19 protein-coding genes and 2 pseudogenes are annotated in these 22,878 nt (G+C 67.3%); 9 read left to right on the top strand and 12 right to left on the bottom strand.

Features of this window, described 5'->3' with window-relative positions; translation table 11 throughout:
- Positions 1-181: 181 nt before the first annotated feature.
- Both ACWF94_RS08615 and ACWF94_RS08610 read left to right on the top strand, forming a co-directional pair.
- Positions 182-1,072 (top strand): LysR family transcriptional regulator, encoded by an 891-nt coding sequence (locus tag ACWF94_RS08615; RefSeq protein ID WP_453486016.1) that lies wholly within the window; start codon positions 182-184, stop codon positions 1,070-1,072.
- Positions 1,073-1,124: 52 nt separating this feature from the next.
- Positions 1,125-1,604, top strand: coding sequence for an NUDIX domain-containing protein (locus ACWF94_RS08610; RefSeq protein WP_453486015.1), 480 nt, complete (start codon positions 1,125-1,127; stop codon positions 1,602-1,604).
- Between the two features lie 196 nt (positions 1,605-1,800).
- Here the strand turns inward: ACWF94_RS08610 and ACWF94_RS08605 are convergent, their stop codons facing one another.
- Entirely contained in the window at positions 1,801-3,282 is a 1,482-nt protein-coding gene (locus ACWF94_RS08605) for a globin domain-containing protein (RefSeq protein ID WP_453486013.1), read from the bottom strand.
- Positions 3,283-3,633: 351 nt separating this feature from the next.
- Between ACWF94_RS08605 and ACWF94_RS08600 the strand changes: the two genes are divergently transcribed.
- The 3 genes from ACWF94_RS08600 to ACWF94_RS08590 all read left to right on the top strand — a co-directional run bounded on the left by ACWF94_RS08600 (position 3,634) and on the right by ACWF94_RS08590 (position 5,662).
- The gene (locus tag ACWF94_RS08600; RefSeq protein WP_453486012.1) at positions 3,634-4,179 is read left to right on the top strand and encodes a DUF2269 domain-containing protein; all 546 of its coding nucleotides are present in this window, start codon (positions 3,634-3,636) and stop codon (positions 4,177-4,179) included.
- A gap of 5 nt (positions 4,180-4,184) precedes the next feature.
- Entirely contained in the window at positions 4,185-5,045 is an 861-nt protein-coding gene (locus ACWF94_RS08595; protein ID WP_453486010.1) for a GNAT family N-acetyltransferase, read from the top strand.
- A gap of 158 nt (positions 5,046-5,203) precedes the next feature.
- Positions 5,204-5,662, top strand: a complete 459-nt coding sequence (locus tag ACWF94_RS08590; RefSeq protein WP_453486009.1) for a MarR family winged helix-turn-helix transcriptional regulator — start codon at positions 5,204-5,206, stop codon at positions 5,660-5,662.
- A gap of 214 nt (positions 5,663-5,876) precedes the next feature.
- Here the strand turns inward: ACWF94_RS08590 and ACWF94_RS08585 are convergent, their stop codons facing one another.
- Positions 5,877-7,280 (bottom strand): serine hydrolase domain-containing protein, encoded by a 1,404-nt coding sequence (locus ACWF94_RS08585; protein ID WP_453486007.1) that lies wholly within the window; start codon positions 7,278-7,280, stop codon positions 5,877-5,879.
- A gap of 542 nt (positions 7,281-7,822) precedes the next feature.
- Between ACWF94_RS08585 and ACWF94_RS08580 the strand changes: the two genes are divergently transcribed.
- From ACWF94_RS08580 to ACWF94_RS08570, 3 genes are all read left to right on the top strand, one after another.
- Entirely contained in the window at positions 7,823-8,389 is a 567-nt protein-coding gene (locus ACWF94_RS08580; RefSeq protein ID WP_453486005.1) for a dihydrofolate reductase family protein, read from the top strand.
- Between the two features lie 99 nt (positions 8,390-8,488).
- The gene (locus ACWF94_RS08575) at positions 8,489-9,037 is read left to right on the top strand and encodes a DinB family protein (RefSeq protein WP_453486003.1); all 549 of its coding nucleotides are present in this window, start codon (positions 8,489-8,491) and stop codon (positions 9,035-9,037) included.
- 956 nt (positions 9,038-9,993) lie between these two features.
- On the top strand, positions 9,994-11,235 hold the full coding sequence (locus ACWF94_RS08570; RefSeq protein ID WP_453486002.1) for a hypothetical protein: 1,242 nt from the start codon (positions 9,994-9,996) through the stop codon (positions 11,233-11,235).
- A 137-nt stretch (positions 11,236-11,372) separates the two neighbouring features.
- Here the strand turns inward: ACWF94_RS08570 and ACWF94_RS08565 are convergent, their stop codons facing one another.
- From ACWF94_RS08565 to dnaB, 10 genes and pseudogenes are all read right to left on the bottom strand, one after another.
- Positions 11,373-12,368: a LysR family transcriptional regulator gene (locus ACWF94_RS08565; protein ID WP_453486000.1), complete on the bottom strand. Its 996-nt coding sequence runs from the start codon at positions 12,366-12,368 to the stop codon at positions 11,373-11,375.
- Between the two features lie 266 nt (positions 12,369-12,634).
- Positions 12,635-13,003, bottom strand: coding sequence for a VOC family protein (locus ACWF94_RS08560; RefSeq protein ID WP_453486019.1), 369 nt, complete (start codon positions 13,001-13,003; stop codon positions 12,635-12,637).
- A 134-nt stretch (positions 13,004-13,137) separates the two neighbouring features.
- Positions 13,138-13,389, bottom strand: a pseudogene (locus ACWF94_RS08555) (ATP-binding protein); the annotation flags it as partial.
- A 115-nt stretch (positions 13,390-13,504) separates the two neighbouring features.
- Positions 13,505-15,025: a group II intron reverse transcriptase/maturase gene (gene ltrA, locus ACWF94_RS08550; RefSeq protein ID WP_453485998.1), complete on the bottom strand. Its 1,521-nt coding sequence runs from the start codon at positions 15,023-15,025 to the stop codon at positions 13,505-13,507.
- A 597-nt stretch (positions 15,026-15,622) separates the two neighbouring features.
- Positions 15,623-16,150 (bottom strand): annotated as a pseudogene (locus tag ACWF94_RS08545) (ATP-binding protein); the annotation flags it as partial.
- Positions 16,147-17,454, bottom strand: coding sequence for an IS21 family transposase (istA, locus tag ACWF94_RS08540; protein WP_453485996.1), 1,308 nt, complete (start codon positions 17,452-17,454; stop codon positions 16,147-16,149). The gene istA and the pseudogene ACWF94_RS08545, both read right to left, overlap by 4 nt.
- The gene (locus ACWF94_RS08535) at positions 17,415-18,197 is read right to left on the bottom strand and encodes a helix-turn-helix domain-containing protein (protein WP_453485994.1); all 783 of its coding nucleotides are present in this window, start codon (positions 18,195-18,197) and stop codon (positions 17,415-17,417) included. Before ACWF94_RS08535 ends, istA begins: the two co-directional genes overlap by 40 nt.
- A gap of 43 nt (positions 18,198-18,240) precedes the next feature.
- Positions 18,241-18,558, bottom strand: coding sequence for a hypothetical protein (locus ACWF94_RS08530; RefSeq protein WP_453485992.1), 318 nt, complete (start codon positions 18,556-18,558; stop codon positions 18,241-18,243).
- Between the two features lie 10 nt (positions 18,559-18,568).
- Positions 18,569-19,279, bottom strand: a complete 711-nt coding sequence (locus tag ACWF94_RS08525; RefSeq protein ID WP_453485990.1) for a TnsA-like heteromeric transposase endonuclease subunit — start codon at positions 19,277-19,279, stop codon at positions 18,569-18,571.
- 204 nt (positions 19,280-19,483) lie between these two features.
- Positions 19,484-20,950: a replicative DNA helicase gene (gene dnaB / locus ACWF94_RS08520; protein WP_453486017.1), complete on the bottom strand. Its 1,467-nt coding sequence runs from the start codon at positions 20,948-20,950 to the stop codon at positions 19,484-19,486.
- Between the two features lie 442 nt (positions 20,951-21,392).
- On the opposite strand from dnaB, the gene ACWF94_RS08515 reads away from it, so the two are divergent.
- Positions 21,393-22,730 carry an MATE family efflux transporter gene (locus tag ACWF94_RS08515; RefSeq protein WP_453485988.1) on the top strand — a complete coding sequence of 446 codons (1,338 nt, stop codon included), beginning with the start codon at positions 21,393-21,395 and terminating at the stop codon, positions 22,728-22,730.
- Positions 22,731-22,878: the final 148 nt, after the last annotated feature.

The following is a 22,878-nucleotide window of genomic DNA, read 5'->3' as shown; positions in this document are numbered from 1 at the left end:
GCCCGAGCCTCCCCCCTCATGGCTCGGGCCGCCCCGGTTCACCCCCGAAGAACCGCCCGAACCAGGCTAGTTGACTCTGCGTCAGTGTCCAATCACAGTAACGACAGCGACCTATCGACTTATTTATAGTTGTCGGTCCACTGTCCGGTCCGCGGGCATCGTCGGTCGGAAGGGGCTCGGCATGGATCTGGCCCTGCTGCGCACATTCGTTACGGTGCACCGGGCCGGCTCCTTCACCCGGGCCGCCGCGCTGCTCGGGCTGTCGCAGCCCGCGGTCACCGGGCAGATACGCACCCTGGAACGGCAGCTGGGCCGCCCGCTCTTCCTGCGCCAGGCCCGTGGCGTCACACCGACCACCATCGGCGATGAACTCGCCCACCGCGCGGCACCGCATCTGGACGCCCTGGTCGAGATCGCCGAGGCCGGACTGGACGATGAGTCGGGCGTACGGACCCTGCATCTCGCCGGTCTTCCCGAGTTCACCTCGCTGCGGGCCCTGCCGGCGCTCACCCCGCTGATCTCGCAGGGGCTGGCGCTGCGGGCCTCGTTCGGGAACGCCGAGGAAACCCTCGAAGGACTGGCCGCCGGGCATCATGATCTGGCCATCACCACGGTACGTCCGCGCGGCGGACTGCTGACGTCGACTCCGCTCTGCGACGAAGAGCATGTGCTGGTCGCGTCCCCGCGCTGGGCCGCCCGGCTGGGGCCCGATGTGCTGCGCGGCGGCCAGGTGGTGCTGGAGCAGCTGCCCGTGGTGGAGGTGCATGAGTCCCTGCCGCTGGTGTCGCGGTACTGGGCGTCCGTCTTCGACTCCCGCCCCGCCGCCGCGGGCACCGTCATCGCCCCCGATCTGCGGGCCGTCCTGGAGACTGCGGCCTCGGGGGCCGGGCTCGCCGTTCTGCCGCGCTATCTGTGCGATGAGGCCCTGGAGCGGGGCCGGCTGGTGGCGCTCCTGGACCCTCCCGTACCCCCTCTGCGCACCTATTTCCTCGTTGTACGCACCGGCACCCTCTCCCTCCCGCATATCGCGCGGGCGCACGAATGGCTCCTGCGCGCCGCTGTCGACTGGTGACCTCACGGCCGTCAGGAGTTTCAGAACGGGCGCCACGGGCCATTTTCCAGACATGACCGAACGTCCTGTGGTCAAGCGCACGGCACGGGCCATCCTGCTCGACGGCGACCAGCTGATCCTGATCAAGCGCACCAAGCCAGGCGTGGATCCCTACTGGCTGACGCCCGGCGGCGGGGTCGAGCCCGAGGACGCCACCGTGGTCGACGCCCTTCACCGGGAGATGGACGAGGAACTCGGCGCCAAGATCACCGATGTCGTGCCCTGCTTCGTCGACACCGTCGAGCACATCGCGGACGGCGGGGTGACCGGCGTGAAGGTGCAGCATTTCTTCGTCTGCCGGCTCGAATCCATGGACCCGTCGCTGCGGCACGGACCGGAGATCGACGAGCCCTGCGGGGAGTACGAGATCGTACGGGTGCCCTTCAGCCGTATCGGAATCGCCGCGGTCCATCTGGTGCCCCTGTCCCTGCGGCACTACCTGGACGGCAATATCGAGGGCGTACGGGCGATGCACGCCCCCGACCTGGGCTGACCACCGGGCTCCGGGTCCCGGCCCGTCCCCGGTGCGCCCGAGGGTCCCGGCCCGCCCCCTGGTGCGCCCGAGGGCCCGGGCCTGGGCGTCCTCGCGCTCCCGTTCCCTGCGTACCCCAAGTACCCCAAGGTCCCCGGCGCGGACCGATCCCCGTCCCCCGGTCGCCGAGTCCGCTGTCTCCGGCAGGTGCGGGCGCTCAGCTTCCCGTCGCCACCAGGTCTTCGAGGGAGTCGTGGCGGATCCGGTCGCGGGGGATGCCGAGGCCGCGCAGCGCGTGGACACCGCTGCGGATCATGCCGGGCGGGCCGGAGAGATAGGCGTCGTACTCGCGCCAGGGGCCGAACTCCCGCACGGCGTCCGGGAAGTGCGCCCGGTCGTCCACGACGGGCCGGACCGACAGCCAGGGATGTATCGCCTGGAGCCGCAGCATGGTGTCGATGTCGTAGAGGCCGAGGTCGGTGCGTGCCCCGTAGAACACCTCCACCGGCCGCCGGGTGCCGTGTTCGGCGACATCCTCGACCAGTGCCTTGATGGGCGCTATGCCGGTGCCACCGCCCAGACACAGCAGTCCGTTGTCGGTGCTGTGGTCGACCGTCATCGACCCGGCGGGAGGCCCCAGGCGCAGCACATCGCCGGGGCGGGCGCGGCGGACCAGGGCGTTGGAGACCCAGCCCGCCGGGACCGCCTTCACATGGAACGAGAGCAGTCCGTCCCGGCGCGGTGCCCCGGCGAAGGAGTAGTGCCGCCAGACCCGCGGCCACCAAGAGGTCTCCAGCGTGGTGTACTGCCCGGCCACAAAGGGATAAGGCTGTTCGGGGCGTACGGTGACGATCGCGACCTCGGGTGTTCTCAGGTCATGGGCGACCACCTCGGCCAGCCACCAGGCGGGGGCGTGGTGCTCGTCCTCGGCGGCTGCGTCGATCATGATCTGGGAGATCCTCGTATAGGTGCGCTCCCAAGCGGCCCGTGTCTCGTCGTCCCAGGTCGCCGTGGCGTATCGGGTCAGTGCCCCGAGCAGGGCGTCCCCGACCGCCGGATAGTGCGCGGCCTGGGTGCCGTACTTGCGGTGGCCCCGGCCCAGATGCTGGAGATAACCGGTGAGTACGGCCGGATTGTCCATGTGCTCGGCGGCGGTGAGCAGCGCCTTGAGGAGCCGGTCGCGCTGGGTGTCCATGGCGGCGGGGAAGAGGGAGCGCAGTTCGGGGTGGCGGATGAAGAGCAGCGCGTAGAAGTACGAGGTGACCTTGTCCGCGATGGGAGTGATCTCCGCCAGGGTGCGGCGAACGAGGACGGCGTCGGGGGAACCGTCCGCGGCCCGGGCCGGTCGGCCTCCCGGCGCGTCGGTGCCTCCTCTGGTACCTCCCCTGGTGCGTTCCGTCGGATCGGCAGGGGCGGCCGACGCGGAGGGCCTCGTGGCGGGCCTCGTGGCGGGGCTCGTGGCGGGGCTCGTGGCGGGGCTCGTGGCGGGAGAACTGGGGGCGGGAGCGGCCGGAGCCGCAGGGGAGCGGCCGACGAGATGGAGCCGGGTCGGGGTCCCCGGGGGCCGGGTCGCCTCACGCGGCCAGGGCGCCCCACCGGTGTCGCCCTGGTCCGGTTGCCGGCTGGTGGGAGTCTGTCCGCCACTGCCGTTGTCGTCTGGAGTTCCGCCGTCGGCCGACTCGGTCGTCGGAGCGTCCATGGGTTGCCTCGCCTCGAACATCTCTCGGTCCGTCCCCGCCCATCCACCTGCTCGGAGCGGCGCACTTCACCGCTTCTGCCCAGGGTTCGCCGCCACTCACCTGCACCATGAGCATGGGTTGAATGGTGACAAGTGGGCCCGGAGTACGACATGGCCCGCGGCGCCCGTCGTCGCAGCATTTCAGGCATCGTCGTCACGGTGACGCAAAGAGCGGAAAGCCCGGATATCCGCATCGCTTCCGGTTAAGCTCCGTCGCCCGGACGCCCCTGGGCCTGTACGCCGAGGCTAGTAGCGGCAGTTACTCCCACGGTCAGACGCGGCGGAGCATCCCCTCGCGGCACGGTGTTTCACGTGAAACCACTCAGGCGTCCGGCTCGCCGGACCTTCCTTGTCATCCATGTCGCCGCTGCCGCCGGCTGGCTCGGGCTCACACTCGGCCTGCTCGCACTGGCCACCACCGCGATCAGCACCGGGTCCGCTACAACGACGGAAGCAGCGGCGCGGTCGATGAAGGTCTTCACCGACTGGCTGGTGCTGCCCCTCGCTCTGCTGACCCTGCTCAGCGGTCTCGTTCTGTCCCTCGGCACCCACTGGGGGCTCGCCCGGCACCGCTGGGTCCTCACCAAGTTCCTGATCACCGTGGCCACCATCACCGCCACGGTCTTCGCGCTGCGGCCGGGAGTCGACGGGGCGGTCGAGACGGTGTCCTCGGGTGCGCCGCTGGCCGACCCGACCGATCTGGTGATGGGGCCCATCGTCTCCTTCAGCGCCTATCTCTTCATGACCGTCGTCTCGGTGCTGAAGCCCTGGGGTCTCACCCGCCGCGGCCGACGGCTGCGCAGGGCCGCCACTTCCGGGAAAGCACTGGACGAGCGATCACTGCGTCAGCGAGCCTGATCCTTATGCCGACACCGCTCCCTGAGCTGTTCATCCGCCGTCTCACCTTGGACGATCTCCTTGCCTGTGCCGATCTCGCCGAGAACCGGGGATGGGCACGCGAGGAGAACAGATGGAGCCTGCTGCTCACGGCAGGGACGGGATACGGCATCGACGATCCGTCGGGCAAGGGGCTGGTGTCGTCCTGTGTCCTCACGTCGTACGGCCCTCGGCTCTCCGCCATCGGCATGATGCTCGTCGCGAAGGAGTACGCCCGCCAGGGCATCGGCCGCCGCATGATGCGGCATGTCATCGAGGAGGCCGGGAGTACTCCCCTCACCCTCTATGCCACGCCGTACGGTCAGCCCCTCTACGAGGAATTGGGCTTCTCCGCCGTGGGACGTGCCGAGATGATCCACGGCCGGCTGACTGCCCCGGCGCTGACCGCCGCGACAAGCGTGGCCATCCGCCCGGCGACCGCCGAGGACCTCTCCGCGATCGTACGGCTGGACACCGAGGTCTTCGGCCTGGACCGCACCCATATGATCGCGCGCCTGCCGGCCTTCGCCGATCACCTCCGGGTGGCGGAGGAGAACGGCGTACTGACCGGGTACGCGGCGGCCTGGCCGAGCATGGGTACCCATGTCATCGGCCCGCTGATCGCCCATGGCACCGCGACGGCGAAGGCCCTGATCGCCTCGCTGGGAGCGGCCACGGACCGGCCCCTGCGGACGGACATCGACATCCGGCACGAGGAGTTGCTCCGCTGGCTGAAGGAGCATGGCCTGAAGACGGCCGCCTTCAACACGGTGATGACGTACGCCGTCGACAACCTGCCCGGCGACTGGCGCCGACGCTTCGCTCCACTGTCGCTGGCGGTCTGCTGATCACCGACCCGGAGGCTGCCCGACGGCCCCCCAGGAAGGCCGCCCACCCGCTGCCGGTGCGGCAGCGCACGGTTGCGGCCGAGATGATTGCATACGCGGATTATTGCGCACGTCGTCTACTCTGGGAGTACCTCACCGGACACCCCGCAGGAGAACAGATGACCGCGACCGACCCCGCGCTCACCGCACTCTCGCAGAGCTGGTGCGCCCTCTCCCTGCTCCACGGGAAAATCGAGTCCCATGTCGAACGCGCTCTGGAAGGCGGCCACGGTCTCAGCGTGCGCGAGTTCTCCCTTCTGGACGTCCTCAGCCGACAGCACAGCGGCCCCGGCGGCCACCTCCAGATGAAGCAGGTCGCCGAGGCCATCGTCCTCAGCCAGAGCGCCACGACCCGTCTGGTGACCCGGCTTGAGGACCGCGGTCTGCTCAGGCGCTATCTGTGCGACACCGATCGCCGCGGCATCTACACCGATGTGACCGAGACCGGCCTCGCCCTCCTGGCCGAGGCCCGCCCGACCAATGATGTGGCGCTGCGCGAGGCGTTCGACGAGGCTGCCCGGAACCCGGCCCTCGCTCCCCTGGTCAGAACCGTCGAGGGACTGCGGACCCCCGTGTAGCCCGAGGATCGCCGCACGGCCTGCCGACCGGGTGGGCGAGGCACGAGGCCGCGCCCCGCAGGGCAACGAGGGTCACGGGCGACATCGCACCCACCGGGACGCACGCTGCGATGTTTCACGTGAAACATCGCAGCCGTTTCACGTGAAACACGCTCCGTGGGCATCCAGTCTCTCGGTCACGACCCCGCTCAAAGCATCCCGCGAGACGGCCGTTTCAGGGCCGAAGTCCGCGCCACCCCTCGGCGTCGACACCACCGGGCACACCGGCGTCCGGCTCATAGGGCTCCCGGGTGAACACGAACGACCCCAGATCGAGATGCCGGACCGAGCCATCCTCCCGGCGCACCAGACGCAGGGTCTCCCCCGCGTAGTAACCGTCCAGGCCGACCCAGGTCCCGTCCGCCCGCGCGGTGAAGCGCGCCCCACGGCCCTGGCCCCACAGCGGCTGGAGCTCCAGCCCCCGGTCCGGGAGGAGCCGCAGCCCGTACGCGGCCGTCCCCCAGTACCAGGACCCGGTGAGCGCCAGCAGCTCCGGCTCGACGTCCGCCAACGGCCGCCAGGGCTCCGGGATCCGCGGCTCGGCGTCGACCACGATCCGTACCAGATCGGCGGCGACAGTGGCGACGGGCGGCCCTGAAGTGGCATTGGCGAGGACGGCGGCGGCGACCCCGTTGTCCACACTCACCCAGAGTCCGGCGACAAAGCCGGGCAGCGAGCCGGCGTGGCCGACGAGCGTACGGCCGTCCTTGCGTACGACCTGGACGCCCAGGCCGTACATGCTGTCCCATTCACCACTCTCGGCGGGCACCGCGGGGGTCCTCATCTCCCGTACGGATGACGCGCTCAGCACCCGGTCGTCGCCCTCGGCGAGGAGGTGCGCGAAACGGCAGAGGTCGGCGGGGGTGGACCAGAGCTGTCCGGCCGAAGCCATCAGCCCGAGATCCTCCGGAGGTTCGGGCAGCAGCACATCGGCCCAGGGGTGGACCGCCCACCCCTCGGCGCAGGGAGCCTGCGGCTGGACGCTCGTACGATCCAGGGCGAGAGGTTCAAGGATCTCGCGCCGTACGGCATCCGCCCAGGAGACCCCGCGTACCGCCTCGATGAGCGAGCCCAGGAGGGCATAGCCGGGGTTGGAGTAGTGGAAGCGGCGGCCGACGGGATGCGTCCGCGAATGTTCGCCGAGGACATCGGCCAGCTTCGGCCGCTGCGAGCCCGGCACCCGCTCCCACCAGGGAGCCGTGGTCTCGGCGCTCAGTCCGGCGCTGTGGCCGAGCAGTTGGGCGATGGTCACGTCCCCCACGCCCGTCTCCGGAAGGTACTTGTCCACGGAGTCGTTCAGATCGAGCAGCCCCTCGTCCCGCAGCCGCATGACGAGGACAGCCGTGAAGGGTTTGGTGATCGAGCCGATCCGGTACTGCGTGTCGATCCCGGGCTCCGGGACGTCGGCGGTGGTCCCGGACGGACCGGCCGACGGCCGGGTCCCGGTCCACACCAGGTCTCCGTCCCGCGCCACTCCGGCGACGAGCGAGGGAGCGCGCCCCTCCGACTGGGCGGTGGCAACGCGGTGCAGAAGGGCCCGCTCCGTACTGGGGAGGAGCGCTGTCAACGGTGAGGTCATGGAACAGGTCTATCGGGCGCACCGCGCCGAGTCGACCGCAAGGTGCGCCAAGTCATAGCCGGGAGGGCCGGGGCCGGACAGAACAGGTTGGGCCGGCAGACACCTCCCGATCAGGGCCCACCGGGCATTACGGTGGGACACGAAGACCTCCGTGCGGCGAAGACTCGACCTCTCCGCCCCACTGGAGGTCTTCGCCATGGCACCCCGCACCGCCGGGGATCTCCCCCGGCCCCTGATCAACGTGCGGGCCACGGGCACAGCGGCAGAACGCCGACGGACCCTGTGGTGGACCGGTTCCCGGTGGCTGCTGGCAGAGGAGGTACACCGGGTCCCGCGGCAGCGGTGCTGCCGGGCCGAAGGGGTCGTACCCCCGGCATCGACCGATCGGCTGATGCCGCATCAGGCGGCTTGCCCGTGTCGGCCGAGTACACCACGCTGAGCCCCGAGCACAAGGACTACCGGCGAGCCCAGATCGCGCACCGATGAGTTTTCCGCGCCATGCTGGTCTATACGCCGGACACCCACGGACGGAAAGCTGGGCCATGCGGAAACTGATCTACGGCATGAACCTGACCCTGGACGGCTACATCGCCGCGGCCGGCGACGACATCGGCTGGAGCGGACCGCCGAGCCACGAGATGTTCCAGTGGTGGCTCGACCACGAGCAGGCGAGTGGCCTGTCGCTGTACGGGCGCAAGCTGTGGGAGACGATGAGCTCCTACTGGCCGACCGGCGACGAGCAGCCCAACGCCACCCCGGCGGAGATCGAGTTCGCGCGGAACTGGCGGGACACTCCGAAGGTGGTGTTCTCCTCGACGATCGACAAGGTCGACTGGAACACCCGCCTGGTCACCGGCGACGCGATCGCCGAGATCACCCGGCTCAAGGCCGAGGACGGCGGCCCAATGAACATCGGCGGCGCAACGCTAGCCGGGGCGGCCATGCGCGCCGGGCTGATCGACGAGTACGTGATCGCCACCTATCCGGTCCTGGTGGGCGGCGGCACGCCGTTCTTCACCGCGCTGGACAGCTGGGTGAACCTGAACCTGCTGGAGACGCGGACGCTTCCCGGCGGCGTCGTCCTGACCAGGTACGAGACGAGGCGCTGAGCAAGAGTGAAGCCCCTGTCCCGTCAATAACCCGCAGGTCAGACCCGATGTCAGTGGTGCCTGTCAGACTCGGCCCATCCCCGGCCAGGAAGGCAGACGATGACCGGCACAGCCGTCCCCAAGCACTATTCACCCAGGTGGAACAACGACACCCGCCCGGCCCCGCCCGCCGTCGGTGGCGAAAGGGAGACCCTGCGCGCGGTCCTGGACTGGCATCGGGCAACCTTCGAGCTCAAGTGCGCCGGCCTGTCCCCAGAGCAACTGTCCGAACGGGCGGTGCCGCCCTCCGGCCTGTCCCTGCATGGGATGGTGCGGCATCTGGCCGGCGTCGAGCGCTGGTGGTTCCGCATCCAGTTCGCCAGCGAGGACGTTCCGATGCTCTACTACTCTGACGATGACCCCAACCAGGACTTCGACAGCCTGGAAGGTGACGTCGAGGAAGCATTCGCCGTCTGGCGGACGGAGTGCGAGCACTCCAGGCAGATCACGGCCGCTGCCACTTCGCTGGATGAAACAGGGATCCGCAAGAGGACCGGCGAGCCGATCTCACTGCGAAGGATCATGGTGGACATGATCGCTGAGTACGCACGACACAACGGTCACGCCGATCTCCTGCGCGAATGCATCGACGGCTCCACCGGGATGTGATCCAGCAAGTAGAGCCCTCTACTCGTGAGACTTGACGAGCACTGATTCCGCAGAATGATGTGGCTGCCCCGGCCTCGATCGGACCGGAGTTCCAGGAGAAGGCCGGGGAGCGATGCCGAAGCGGTGTTGCCGTCTGCTGCTGACATGCAGCCAGCCCTGAGACCGTGAAGCGAAATCTGCGACCCTGCAAGCCGTGTAGGTTCTCAACTTCAGTGTCAGGCGCCGACCCTGTGACCTGGATGTTTCCCTTGAGTCTCATGATGTGTCGGCAGGCGGCTGTCTCAGATCGGTGTCATTTCCTCAGGCTGTCCAGCAGGCTGCAACGCGGCCCGGGGCGTCACGAACCTGCATCGGCAACCATCCGTTCCACCCACTCACACACCTTCACTGCTCGCTCGATACGGCTGACGATGTCCTTCAATGTCGAGGTTCACCTCCCCAGTAGCTCTCGCTGGAGTGCGACGATCTTCACCCTCGCCGAGGTGGACCGACTGATGAGGAGATGGGAGGGGATCGGAGAAGCGGCAGCAGGCCGGTGCTTCTGGTAGTCGGACGGGCTGATCGTTCGAGTTGAGCAACCGATCGCGTTGGTGACCGCCGGTCTGCCGACCGGCGCGGTCCAGCCGTCGCCAGCACCGCCAACGATATGGCGAGTCGACACTTCGGCTGATCAGTGCAGACCCCCACCGACTGAGACTGTGCCACGCGGCCTGAGACCCTACAGTTCCTGTTGACGTGCAGCGCAGGTTGCACGGACACGCCGTTGCACTTTGCGTGATCTCGGCTGTGTCGGCGCGGTCGCGAAAAGCAGGTTGCACACAAACGTCCCGAGCGTCGTCGCCGACAAGCGCCTGCGGGACTACGGACGGGTTGATCAGCCCATAATTGGAGTCAGTGCCGAGCGACCCGGCGCATCGCACCCGCCCCGGGTGCACTCACCGCGATCGGAGAGCGTCGTGAAGAACAGCGCGTTGTGGCGAGTGGTTGACAACGAGAGTGGTACCCAGTCCATCGTCAGCACGCCCTCCGAGGCGGTCGCGTTCGTCAACAGCCGGTTCGACACCGATGACGACGACGAGCCGTTCAGCATCACCAAGGTCGGCCCTCTCCTTCCGAAGCCGCTCGGGGTCATCACCGCATGGGCGGCCAAGAAGGACGGCGAGCGAACCGACGGGCGTACTGCGCCGATCATAATCAGGCCGGTTGTGACGGATAACGCCATCGAGTGCGATGATGTCGTGCTCTGGGGCGACGTGTATGTCTCGTGGGACCACGACATGTACACCCTCGAGGGGCCGGACGGCTCCGAGTACAGCGAGGCTGACAGCGCAGCCGAGTTGAGCAAGATCCTCGACGAGTACGCCGGCGACTACGAGTACGTGCCTGAAGGGTCTGACAGCCACACGCGGCCGAACCCGCGAGAGTTGATCCGCTACGGCGCCCAGGAGTGTGCCGACCGGTTCGGGCACCTTGACGACGACGCGCTGCTGTGGCTCGCTGCCACCCGCATCACGCTCGCCCTGTGGCGCAACACACCCGTCGAGAACTGGCATGCCGGGAAGAGTCCGCTGCACGACGGCACGATGATGCGGATCAACGCGGCAACCACCCGGATCGTGCGCTCGATGCTGTCGTTCGACCATGTCAACTGGATCGCTGTCGGTCTCGCGATCGTCAACCCGTCTCGGATTCTACCGACCGGGCAGTCCGTGCTCGAGCTCGGGCTGGCCTGCCACAACCCTGACGACCCGGCGCACGAGGTTGATCCGCGAGAAGAGCTCGCGGAGATGGCACAGGGCGCGATCGATTGGGGTCGAACGTACCGCCTTCGCGAGAAGGAGTTCGGCCTGCGAACCCTGATCGAATTCTTCTGCGCGTTCGACAACGGCTGGTTCGGAGCACCGAGTTGGGGGCGCATCGCCGATCGGTTCCTTACGGCTGTCGACGACCGGGAGAATGCGCACTGGCGCATGCACCGGGACGAGCCTTGGTTCGACGAGTGGTTCACCAACCGCCCGGCCGACATTGCGGACACCACGGAATTTCGTCGGCTGCTCCATGCCGGGCCCGACCTGCTGTCCGAGGAGGCCGCCGAATGGTGCGTGGAAGGTGCCATCGGCTACGTCTGCCAGGACGACCACGCGAACGGCTGCCCGCGGTGCGGTATCCCGCTGGCAACGGAGTCCCCAAACGAGTGAACGTGGGCACCAGCGTAGAAGAGCAGCAATCCACTGACCGCGTTCTCTCCCGCCTGCTCGGCGGCCTCCCCCTGCTTGGCGAGCCGGTCGCGGCTCCGCCGCAACTCGCCGACCCCCACGTCAACCATCGCACCAGACTACTCACATTCAAGGGTTCGGACCGCCCTCAGCACCATTCTCCCCAAGGGGGTCAGTGCCATGGGCCGGCCGCGTTCGGCTCTGATCAGCAGTGGCCCACCGAGCTCTCGTTCGATCCGGTTGATCTGCGCGACAAGGGTGAACGTGTTGAGGCCGAGGCCGCTCGCTGCGGCACCGAGGCTCGGGTAGGCGGATGCAGCCGCGAATCGGTTCAGGCGTTCGCCGCCACCCTGGCTGCCGAGTGCAGGCCGGAGGATGCGTGGCGCTCGGCTGGCTTGATCGACGGCCCGAAGTGCCTGGCCATGGCTGGCGCCTCCGCGTGATCGCAGGGGAATGTTGTGGGCCTTCGCCCATCTGGCCATGTTCGCGGTGCTCATTCCTTTCTCCGTTGCGAGGTCGCTCAGAGTGCGGCGCCCGTGGACGTACTGCTCGATCAGCCAGTCCCGTTCGACAGTCCCGCGGCGCCGGTAGTCCTGCGGGCCTTCACGGAGCGCGACTTCATACTCACGCGCGAGAGCGGTCAGCACGCTGCGGGAGAAACCAGTGAGGGCGGCCATCTGGTTCAGGGATTGGTGTTCGTCCAGGTAGAGACAGACGAAGGTCTCCTTCGGCACGTCCTGGCGGGCCTTGAGACGGACCTGACCCGTCGCCCTGGCGGCGGACTTCGTCGGCGGAAGTGCGGGGGCGGGATGTTCGTCCAAGACGTGCCGGATCGCCTCGACGGTGGTGCCGAGGGCCTCAGCCGCGTACTGAACCGGGTTCTTGCGCTGGCGGACGAGGCGGTGCAGGCGGGAGACGTCGATCCGAGCGGGGTCGGGCCCCGGTAGGTCCAGCCCGTCGAGCAGGGCGGTTGGGGGCTGCCAGGTCACTGGCTCGTCGCGGATGCCGTGGCAGGCCAGAAAGTCGCGCGCCGCCCGGTCAAGCTCGCCCGCCAGCTCAGGGGGTCTGGAGGACGGCGATGCGGGCAGCCTCAGCCCTGAAGGCTGCTTCGCCACCGCTGCCGAATCCTTGGGCAACTTCGGCGGGAAGACCGCTGATGCGCTGGAACAACCAGCATCGGACGATCTGCTCGCGTCGGCCGTGGCCAGGCGGTGAGCCGGTGCGCTGACAGATCTCCGACCAGCGCTCGTGCGGTAGCAGGTCGGTGTTGTCGGAGTACATGCCTATGTGCAGAGTTAGGTACGGATGAACGTGCAGAGCAGTCCATTCCTCATGGTGGGCGTGCTCGCTCTTCGAGATGGTGGTGTCTGAGTCGAGGCAGTCACGATGTGACGAGGCAGAACGGGTGTCCCGCTGGGTCGATGAGGACCCGCCACCTGTCCTTGTTGGGCTGCTGCTGCGGTTTGCCGGCACCCAGTTCCAGCAGCCGGTCCTCAGCCTGGTCTAGGTCCTCGACCTTGAAGCAGATATGAAGTTGCTGAGGAACGGTTTGGTCAGGCCAGCTCGGAGCTCGGTAGTCGTCGACTCGTTGGAAGCCGATGAAGAGTCCATCGTCACCGTTGAGGCCGGCGAAGTCGGCGTCCGACTTCGGGTGGGATTCGAGGCCAGTGGCCTGCTGATAGAACGATGCCAGCGCCAACGGATCGGGGCAGTCGAGGTTTATCGCGATCAGCTTCATCTGCACAGGCATGGAATCTCCGGGCCGCTCGGTGAGCATTCTTGGTGCCACATTAGAGGCGGTTGCCTGCAGATGAGAGTCTTCCGTGACCGTATCCCTGCAGGCCAGGACCTCACTCGGTCCAGCACCGAACGGCTGGAGCCGGGTCAGGCCACGTCGGTCTCGCGTTCGATGGCCTTGAGACGGTTCTTCAGCCGGTAGCTGGGGCCGTTGATGGCGACGACTTCGCAGTGGTGCAGGAGGCGGTCGAGGATCGCGGTGGCGAGGACTTCGTCGCCGAAGACCTGGCCCCATTCGCCGAAGGTCTTGTTCGAGGTGAGGATGATGGAGCCCTTTTCGTAGCGCTTTGAGATGACCTGGAAGACCAGGTTCGCCTCGGTGCGTTCGAGGGGCTGGTGTTGGGTCGGGGACGGGACGCCGTGCACCGTTTCCGATGTCGGTTTTCCCATCCCCGCCCGCCGAACCCGCCGTGCGAGTTAGCCCCGCAACGGGCTCTCCACGTGATCCGCTGGATCAGGCGAGGTACTCACTGACCTGGCCGACGAAAGCCACATCGTCGTGGCTGGTCCGGCGGAAACGTGCTCCGGCCGGATCGACCTCGTCGATGTTGTAAGGCGTACTGATCTGTGCTCCGCGAAAGCGGTAGCGTTCGACCTTCATCTTCGCCGGGTTGTAGAGAACGAGTCCGCCCTCTTGGATACGGTCCGCTCCGAAGAAGCGGCGTCGTAGCTGTTTCCAGGTCATCCGGGGGTGTTTATAGCGAATCCATCGGAGCATCCGCCACCACGTGTACCAACCGAGGTAAGCGAAGGTTCTCTTTGATGCGCCATAGCGGAAGTAGGCCGCCCAGCCCCGAAGGACCGGGTTGACCGTCCGTAGCACCTCCTCCAACGAGAGCGAACTCGTGTTCCGCCCCGTCAGATTCTTGATCTTGTGCATCACCGATGCCAAGGCTTGCTTGGACGGGATGGTGAGCACGACGCGACGACCGTCACCCCAGGGTCTCCGCTGGATGTGGAAGCCAAGAAATACAAAGCCGTCGTCGATGTGGGTGATGTGGGTCTTCTCTTCCGAGAGGGTCATCTTCAGCCTGTGGGCCAACAGTTCACCGATCTCCGCCTTCAGTGCCTCGGCCTCGGACTTCTCTCCGTGCACAAGCACGATAAAGTCATCGGCGTATCGCACCAGCCGGTAATTCGGTCGTCCCGTCCGGCTTCGATGCTGCCGACGCCAGCGCGGTGACATCTCCTGATCCCAGATCCGCGAGAAATACCGGTCCAGTACCGAGAGATAAATGTTGGCCAACAGAGGAGAGGCGACTCCTCCTTGCGGAGTGCCCGTGAGGGTCTCCGCGAATCCACCATGCAGCTCAACAACTCCGGTCCGCAGAAAGGCACTGACCAGCCGCAGGACCTTGCGGTCCTTGATGCGCTCAGCCACCAGGTCCATCAGGACGTGATGGTCGACGTTGTCGAAGCAAGCCTTGATGTCGCCCTCGATGACCCACTCGTAGGTCGACGGCCTGCATGTGAAATGGTGAATCTCGGCGATGGCATCCTGGGCCCGACGTCCAGGCCGATATCCGTAACTGGACGGATAGAAATCGACCTCGAAAATCGGCTCCAGTACCAGCTTGAGCGCCATCTGCGCCACACGATCCCGCAAGGTGGGAATTCCCAAGTAACGGACTTTCCCGCTCTTCTTGGGGATTACCGCCTGCTTGACCGGCAGCGCAGTGAAGGACCCGTCCTTGAGCGAGGATCGAAGCTCCTCAAGGAACGGAATCACTCCGTGACGCTCTTCAACGTGGTAGCGGGTGACCGCATCCACGCCTGCTGTCCTGGCACCCCGGTTGCCGGACACCCGCTCCCAGGCCACCAATAGCGTGGCCCGATCGCAGATCAAGTTGAATACATCATCGAACCGGCGATCCGGCTCGCTCCTTGCCCAACGGTGCAGCTTGATCTGATGATCGAGTACCCGTCGCCCGGCCGTCATACTGCCCGGCCAAAGCGACGGCGCGTCGTTGTTCAACAACGTTCCTCCCCGACAGCAGTCCTGCTGCTATCACGCTGTCGCCCTTCCCCGCGCGGCCAGCTTTCCTGGCCTCTGAGTACTACGGCGACTCCGCCACGATCTGGCGTCATCAGCGGGCATTGCGCCTGCCCGCCGCCCGGCTGGCTGCCAGACGGGAAGGGCGATGCCAGATCGCTTCCCACGTTCACTGAGGATCTCTTTGACGGCTTCGGTGCCCAGCTATATCCCGGCAGCATCGCCACGGACCGCACATCGCAGTCTTGGTCCGGGCCACCCGGCGCCCATGGGCTAAAGACGCCGGGAGAGGAGAGGCCATCGGCTACGGCGATCTCCAGCACTGCAAAGCGGCCCATCCACCAGATTCGGCAGGCCGCTGACGACTCACGGGACGTCAACCACTGGTTCAGTTTCCTTGCACCCATTCCGTCTTCGCTTGCGGGCACGAACCGTCTGGTGGTGTCGGTCCGCCCCTACGTTGTCGAGGCTGCTTCCGGCCTCACCCCCAACCCGGGGCTCAGCCTGCCTCCAGCTTCAACCGGTCCCTGCGAGGACCGGCGGCGGGCCTCTCATCCCGCGAGATCCATCAGCGCCTCGTGGCGCACAGCCGACTTCGTCGACCACGAGAACGCTCGGCCGCAGGTAGGAGCCCAGTTTGCTGGTCAGGCGGCCTGCCGCCTCGGCTGCCTTGAGGTTCCGGACCATGTCGTCGAGGCTGGTGAAGTAGATCGAGTATCCGGCCCGGCAGGCCGCGACCGCCAATGAGATCGCGATGTGGGTCTTGCCGACGCCGGGCGGCCCGAGCAGGGCAGCATTGGCCTTCGCTTCGACGAAGGACAGTGTGGCCAGGTCTTTGACCTTGCGCGGGTCGAGCTCGGGCTGGAACGAGAAGTCGTACTCATCCAGCGTTTTGTGGTGCGGCAGCCGGGAGAGCCGCAGGCCCTGGCGGAAGCGGCGGTCCTCGCGGACGGCGAGCTCCTCGGAGAGCACCAGGTCGAGGAAGTCGAGGTAGCCCATTTTGGCCTCGTCCGCCCTCCGGGTGTACTCGTTGATGGTTTCCGCCAGGTGGGGCAGGCCGAGCTTGGTCGCCGTGGTGCGGATGCGGTTGCCGGTCAGCTCGCTCAAGACGATTCCTTCGTCGCTCGCTCGGTGGTGAAGGGGCGGGTCCCGGTCAGTTCGTCATAGACCGACAACGGTCGGCGGCCGACCTCGATGCCGGTCGCCGCAGCCCGGTTGAGGAGGGCTTGCAGCGGTCCGGTCTCCTCGCCCAGCGGGCGTTCGTGACGCGGCCGGGGCGGGATGTCGCCGGTGGTGGTCCGGCGGCCTTTGCCGGTGGGCAGTCCGTCCCAGTGCTGTTCCTCGACGACGCGGACCCCGCGTCCCACTGCCCGTGGGTGCGTGGCCAGCAGCGTCTCGCCGCTGGAGTCGGCGACGGTGGAGTGCAGCACGACCTGCGACTTCGTGGCCCTGATCTCCACCAGCTGACGGGGGCGGACCTTGCGGGCCGGGACCGAGTAGAGGTTCCCGCCGAAGGCGACCAGGCAGTCCTTGCCGACCGGCCGCAGATGGCGCTCGGCCACCAGAAACGGAGTTGGCGGCAGCGGCTTGAGAGCTGCGTGGTCGCGGGCAGCGCGGTGCCCGATCACCTCGCGGTGCGTCTTGTGGATCTGAGCCCGCCGCTGCGGCACCCAGGCGGCGAACGCGGCGTCCATCTCCTCGACTGAGGAGAAGGCCCGGCCGGAGAGAACGTGGTCGCGGACGATCAGTACCTGGCGTTCGACGCGGCCCTTGCCCTGGGGCCGGTAGGCGGCCAGTACATCGATGTCGAAGTCGTAGTGGCCGGCGAATCCGACCGCCTCCGGATGCAGTGGAACCGCCTCACCGGGGGCGACGTGACGGCGCACGACCGTTTTGGTCCGGTCGTAGACGATCACCATCGGCACCCCGTTGAAGTGCGTGAATGCCCGCCGGTGGCAGTCGAAGAACGTCTGCAGGTCCAGGCTGGTGGTGAAGCAGCAGAACGGATCACGCGAGTACGACAGCACCATGTGGAAGGAGTAGACCTTCGGGATGCCCAGGTGGGCGAGGATCTTGCCCTCATCGCCCCAGTCCACCTGAGCCTGAGCACCCGGGATCACCTCGAACCTGCGGTGCATCCCCGCCAGCTCCCGTGGCGTGATGCCCAGTTCCTCCGCGATCCTTGGGCGGGCCTCCTGCACGTAGAGCTTGACCCGCTGGTAGTTCCCGGTGAATCCGCCCTTGTAGCCGGGCAGGGCCTGCAGGAGGTCCTCCCGGAGGGTTCGGAAGAACCGCTCGACCGGGCCCTTGTCCCGGCCCGTCCGCAGCCGCGCGGGCTGGATCGAGATCCCCATCCGGCGGCAGACGCTGGTCAAGTGCTCCGAGACATAGACCTTGCCGTGGTCGACCACCAGCGTCTCCGGGAGACCAGCGGCGGGGACGCGAGCCCCGGACCCTCGGCCGCAGCGACGTCGACCAGCACCGTCCTGGGGATCCCATGCTCGGGCCAGACCGCATGCCTCAGCCAGTCTTTCCCCGCCGGCCGGGGTCGGAACGACTGGTAGAGCATCGCGCTGACGTCCACTGCCTTCGTCGACACCGGCGTGAGCCGGATCCCGGTGACGCAGCGGGTGTACCAATCCATGCCGATCGAGAGCTCGGACTGGACCCATCGCAGCGTCAGCGGATCGAATGCGAACACGTCCAACCGCGTGGAGTCCATCAGCAGGTACTCGCCTGGCCTGGTCGGCCGCAGCTTGCCATAAGCGCCGTCCGGCCGGTCGGCGATGTCCCGGTTCCGCTTGGTGCTGAGCCGGAACAGTGGGTGCCGCCGCTCCAGCTGCACCCGGTATGCCGTGGCTTGGCTGGGCTGAGGTACGACGTCGGGACCGAACCGTGCGATCAGCCGGGCCCGGGTCCGGTCGATGACCATCTTGCGTGACGGCTTCGACTCTCCGGTGTGCTCGACCATGACTTCCAGCGCGGTCTCCACCCATCGGTCATCGGCCCTGCCGAAGGGCCGTGCCTGGGAACTTGTCCGCTGGACCAGGCCGGCCTCGCCGTGTCGGCGGTAGTCGGCGACCCACCGTCGGATGGTGCGATCGGTGACTCCGAGTTCCGCAGCCTTCGCCGCATAACGTGCGTCCAGCGACAACGTCGGCGTGTACGGATCTCGCGGCTCGCCTTCACGCGCGAGTTCAGCGCTGCCGGACCGATATCCAGTGAGAAGTTCCCGAACGTGCTATCTGCCGTCTGTCATGCTCGTCCAGCTGCCCCAGCACCACCGAGGCGATCTCCTCGGCATCGTCCGAGGACGGTCCAGCCCCGTCGGGGATGAGGGTGGCCCGGTCGGAGAAGAGCAGTTCCCGCAACGACAGCCGCAGGAGCCTGCCCTGGCCGTCCTTGAGGACGACTTCGTTGCCGGCCGTGGTGGCGGCCATCTCGACCACCTCGACGGTCTCCCCGTCGTAGCGGAAGTGTGTACCGACGCCAACCCGCGCCCCAGCCCTGCTCACGCCGTCCTCCTCAGCACGTGCGCCGGGCTGAACGGCCAATCGAGATCAACCGTGAACTCTCCTGTCCACAGCAAGTGATAGATCGCAGACCGGACTTGTTCCTCCGGGCGATCGGGCAAGCTGGCCGCCGCGCGACGCAAGGAGACTCCGTCGAGCCACGGAGCTCGTCGACGAGCTCACGATCGAACAGCCAGTCCCTGCGGTAGCCCGACAAGAATCGGACGTTCTCCACCTCAGCCGCAGGTGGCTCGCTCCAGACCTCGTACTTCCACCCGCCGACCTCCACCGCCTCACGGGTCCAGCCGAATGTGAAGGCCACCTCCGGCCTGGACAGCCGGTGCAGTGGCTTCACATCCACGACCACGGGCCCCGCGTCGGTGACCAGGAGATAGTCCGGGATGTGCTTGCGCATAGCCCCATCCACCTCGGCCTTGAGCAGAAAGGGCTGGGCCACGATGGAACGTACGGACGGATCGAAATCAGCGAAGAGGAGCCTCGCCAGTTCGAGGCGCGACTCGTAGATGACGTGATCGCGAACTGTGGCGGACCAGTAGGTGCCCGAGTAATGCCGCTGGCCCCTGTACCAGCGGAAGGTCCGCCAGGGTGCCGCCGCCGCAAGCCCGTCGATCGATGACGCGGTCCACTCCCGATTCTCGACCAGGCCGCCGTTCGCGCTTCGCATGCTCACGGTGATCGATGCCGCGCTCAGCCCCGCCGCCATGAGTCACCCCCGGATCGTCGGCAGCCTCCTCCGCGAGCGCTACGTTCGCATCCGCGTGAGGCGCCCACGCCGGACCTGAGGCAAGGCCGCCCGAACGAGTGACGGCAGTGGCCAGCGATTCTCAATCCCGTGTCAGTTCGGCCAGTCACATGACATCGCGACTGAGAAAATGACACGGGATCTGAGAACCTACAAGCCGCCCGGTCAGGTCTGCGCCATGTCCACAAACCGTGAGTAATGCCCCTGGAACGCCACCGTGATCGTCGCGGTGGGGCCGTTACGGTGCTTGGCGACGATCAGGTCGGCCTCGCCCGCCCGGGGGGACTCCTTCTCGTACGCGTCCTCGCGGTGCAGCAGGATCACCATGTCCGCGTCCTGCTCGATCGAGCCCGATTCACGCAGGTCGGAGACCATGGGCTTTTTGTCCGTGCGCTGTTCGGGGCCCCGGTTCAGCTGGGAGAGCGCGATCACGGGGACTTCGAGTTCCTTGGCCAGGAGCTTGAGATTCCGGGACATGTCGGAGACCTCCTGCTGACGGCTCTCCGCCCGCTTGGAGCCGCCGGACTGCATCAGCTGGAGATAGTCGATGACGACCAGCTTCAGATCGTTGCGCTGCTTCAGGCGCCGGCACTTCGCGCGGATCTCCATCATCGACAGGTTCGGCGAGTCGTCGATGTACAGGGGCGCCTGGGAGACATCGGGCATCCGGCGGGCCAGCCGGGTCCAGTCCTCGTCCGTCATCGTGCCGGAGCGCATATGGTGCAGCGCGACCCGCGCCTCCGCGGACAGCAGACGCATCGCGATCTCATTGCGGCCCATTTCGAGCGAGAAGATCACGCTCGGCAGGTTGTTCTTGATCGAGCAGGCGCGGGCGAAGTCCAGGGCCAGGGTGGACTTACCCATCGCCGGCCGGGCGGCGATGACGATCATCTGGCCCGGGTGCAGCCCGTTCGTCAGTGAGTCGAAGTCCGTGAAACCGGTGGGCACTCCGGTCATCTCACCGCTGCGTGAACCGATCGCCTCGATCTCGTCGAGCGCGCCCTCCATGATCTCACCGAGCGGCAGATAGTCCTCGCTGGTGCGCTGCTCGGTGACGGCATAGATCTCGGCCTGGGCGGAGTTGACGATCTCGTCGACGTCACCGTCCGCCGCATACCCCATTTGTGTGATTTTTGTCCCGGCCTCCACCAGCCGTCGCAGCACCGCCCGCTCATGGACGATCTCCGCGTAGTACGAGGCGTTGGCCGCCGTCGGTACGGACTGGACCAGGGTGTGCAGATAGGGGGCCCCGCCGACCCGGGTGATCTCACCCCGCTTGACCAGCTCCGCGGCGACGGTGATCGGGTCGGCCGGCTCGCCCTTGGCATAGAGGTCGAGAATCGCTGTGTAGACGGTCTCGTGCGCCGGCCGGTAGAAGTCATGGCCCTTGATGATCTCCACGACATCGGCGATGGCGTCCTTGGAGAGCAGCATGCCGCCGAGGACCGACTGCTCCGCGTCCAGATCCTGCGGCGGGACCCGCTCGAACCCGGGGGAACTTCCGTCCCAGCCCCCGGTGTCCCTGCCGCGCTCATGCTGATCCTCGCGGCCACCGCGGTGGTCGTTACGGCGCTGACGGGAGACGGGCGGACGGTCGCCGGGACCACCGTCGGCCGCCCACGGGTCGTCCAAGGGCTCGGAAATGCTCACCGGGCCACCTCCTCCCGTCCGCTCAGCGGACCTCGCCGTGCCCCCTCTTTCTACGGCACAGCACTGACAAATCGAGTGGCCCGGCTCCGCTTCCGGCGCGTCGAGCGACGGTCCACGGTAGGCCCGTCCGCACCGTCAGCCAATCTGGTTATCCACAGGCCATGTGGATGAGCGGCCAGATGCTGTGGAGAACCCCGCGGAACCTGTGCACGGACCGGGGGACAGCACTGTGGACAAACTTCGGAACCATCGACGACAACACCTCTGACCTGGGAATCTTCCATCCACTGGCTGTGGGGGAGAAAAAGTTTCCCAACCGGACCAAGATCAGAACAAACGACGCACACCCAGGCCGTCACAGCGGGTAAAAGTAAGGATCACAAGGCAATTGCATCTCTTACCTGTGGAAGATTACATTGAGCGCATGACACAGGCTCCCGTGACCCCGAAGGCTCTCCGGCGCCGTCATGACCGAGAGATCATCGCACTCGCCGTTCCCGCCTTCGGCGCACTCGTCGCCGAGCCTCTCTTTGTGATCGTGGACAGCGCGATCGTCGGCCATCTCGGCACCCCGCAGCTCGCCGGACTCGGCATCGCCGCGCCCCTGCTGATGACCGCCGTGAGCGTCTTCGTCTTTCTTGCCTATGCCACGACCGCCGCCGTCGCCCGCCGCGTCGGAGCGGGCGATCTCGCCGCCGCCATCCGCCAAGGGGTGGACGGCATCTGGCTGGCCATCCTGCTGGGCGTGGCCGTGGTCGCCGTCGCACTGCCCGCCGGCCCCTGGCTCGTCCACGCCTTCGGCGCCTCCGAGACCGCCGCCCCGTACGCCATCACCTATCTGCGCATCTCCAGCCTCGGGATTCCGGCGATGCTGATCGTGCTGGCCGCCACCGGTGTTCTGCGGGGCCTCCAGGACACCCGCACTCCGCTGTACGTCGCCATCGGCGGCTTCACGGCCAACGCCGTCCTCAACGCGGGGCTGGTCTACGGAGCCGGCTTCGGTGTCGCGGGATCGGCCTGGGGCACTGTCATCGCTCAGTACGCCATGGCTGCCGCCTATCTGATCGTGGTCGTACGGGGCGCGCGGCACCACCGTGCCTCGCTGCGGCCGGACGCGGCGGGCATCCGGGCCAGCGCACAGGCCGGTGTCCCGCTCCTGGTCCGTACGCTCGCCCTGCGCGCGGTCCTGATGATCGCGACCGCCGTCGCGGCCCGCCTCGGCGACACCGAGGTCGCGGCCCACACGATCGTGCTCTCGCTGTGGAATCTGATGGCCTTCGCGCTCGATGCGATAGCGATAGCCGGGCAGGCGATCATCGCCCGCTATCTCGGTGCCGGTGATATCGAGGGCGCTCGGCAAGCCTGCCGTCGCATGGTGCAGTGGGGCATCGCGTCCGGAGTGATCCTGGGCCTGCTCCTCGTGATGCTGCGCCCGCTGTTCATCCCGCTGTTCAGCAACGACTCCGCGGTTCATGACACTCTGCTCCCCGCCCTGCTGGTTGTCGCGCTCTCCCAGCCGATCGCCGGGGTGGTCTTCGTCCTCGACGGCGTACTGATGGGAGCGGGCGACGGGCCGTATCTGGCCTGGGCGATGCTGGCCACGCTGGCGGCCTTCGCGCCCCTCGCACTGCTCGTCCCCACGCTCGGCGGGGGACTGACCGCCCTGTGGTGGGCCATGACGCTGATGATGACCGTCCGGCTGGCGACGCTCTGGCTGCGCACCCGCTCCGGCCGCTGGATCGTCACAGGCGCAATCCGCTGACGCTCGTCACCGCCGTCATCACGCTACCCCTCATCAGCGGCCCACCCGCCGACCCGCTGCACCCCGCCGATCACCGAACCGGCACCGCACACAACGACGGTCTCCGCTCGTCCACCCGCCATGTTTCACGTGAAACACGGCGCCAGAC

The sequence above is a fragment of the Streptomyces sp. NPDC055078 genome (assembly GCF_053607985.1).
Note: the sequence above shows the minus strand (reverse complement) of the source record. Positions and strands in the feature narration are given on the sequence as shown.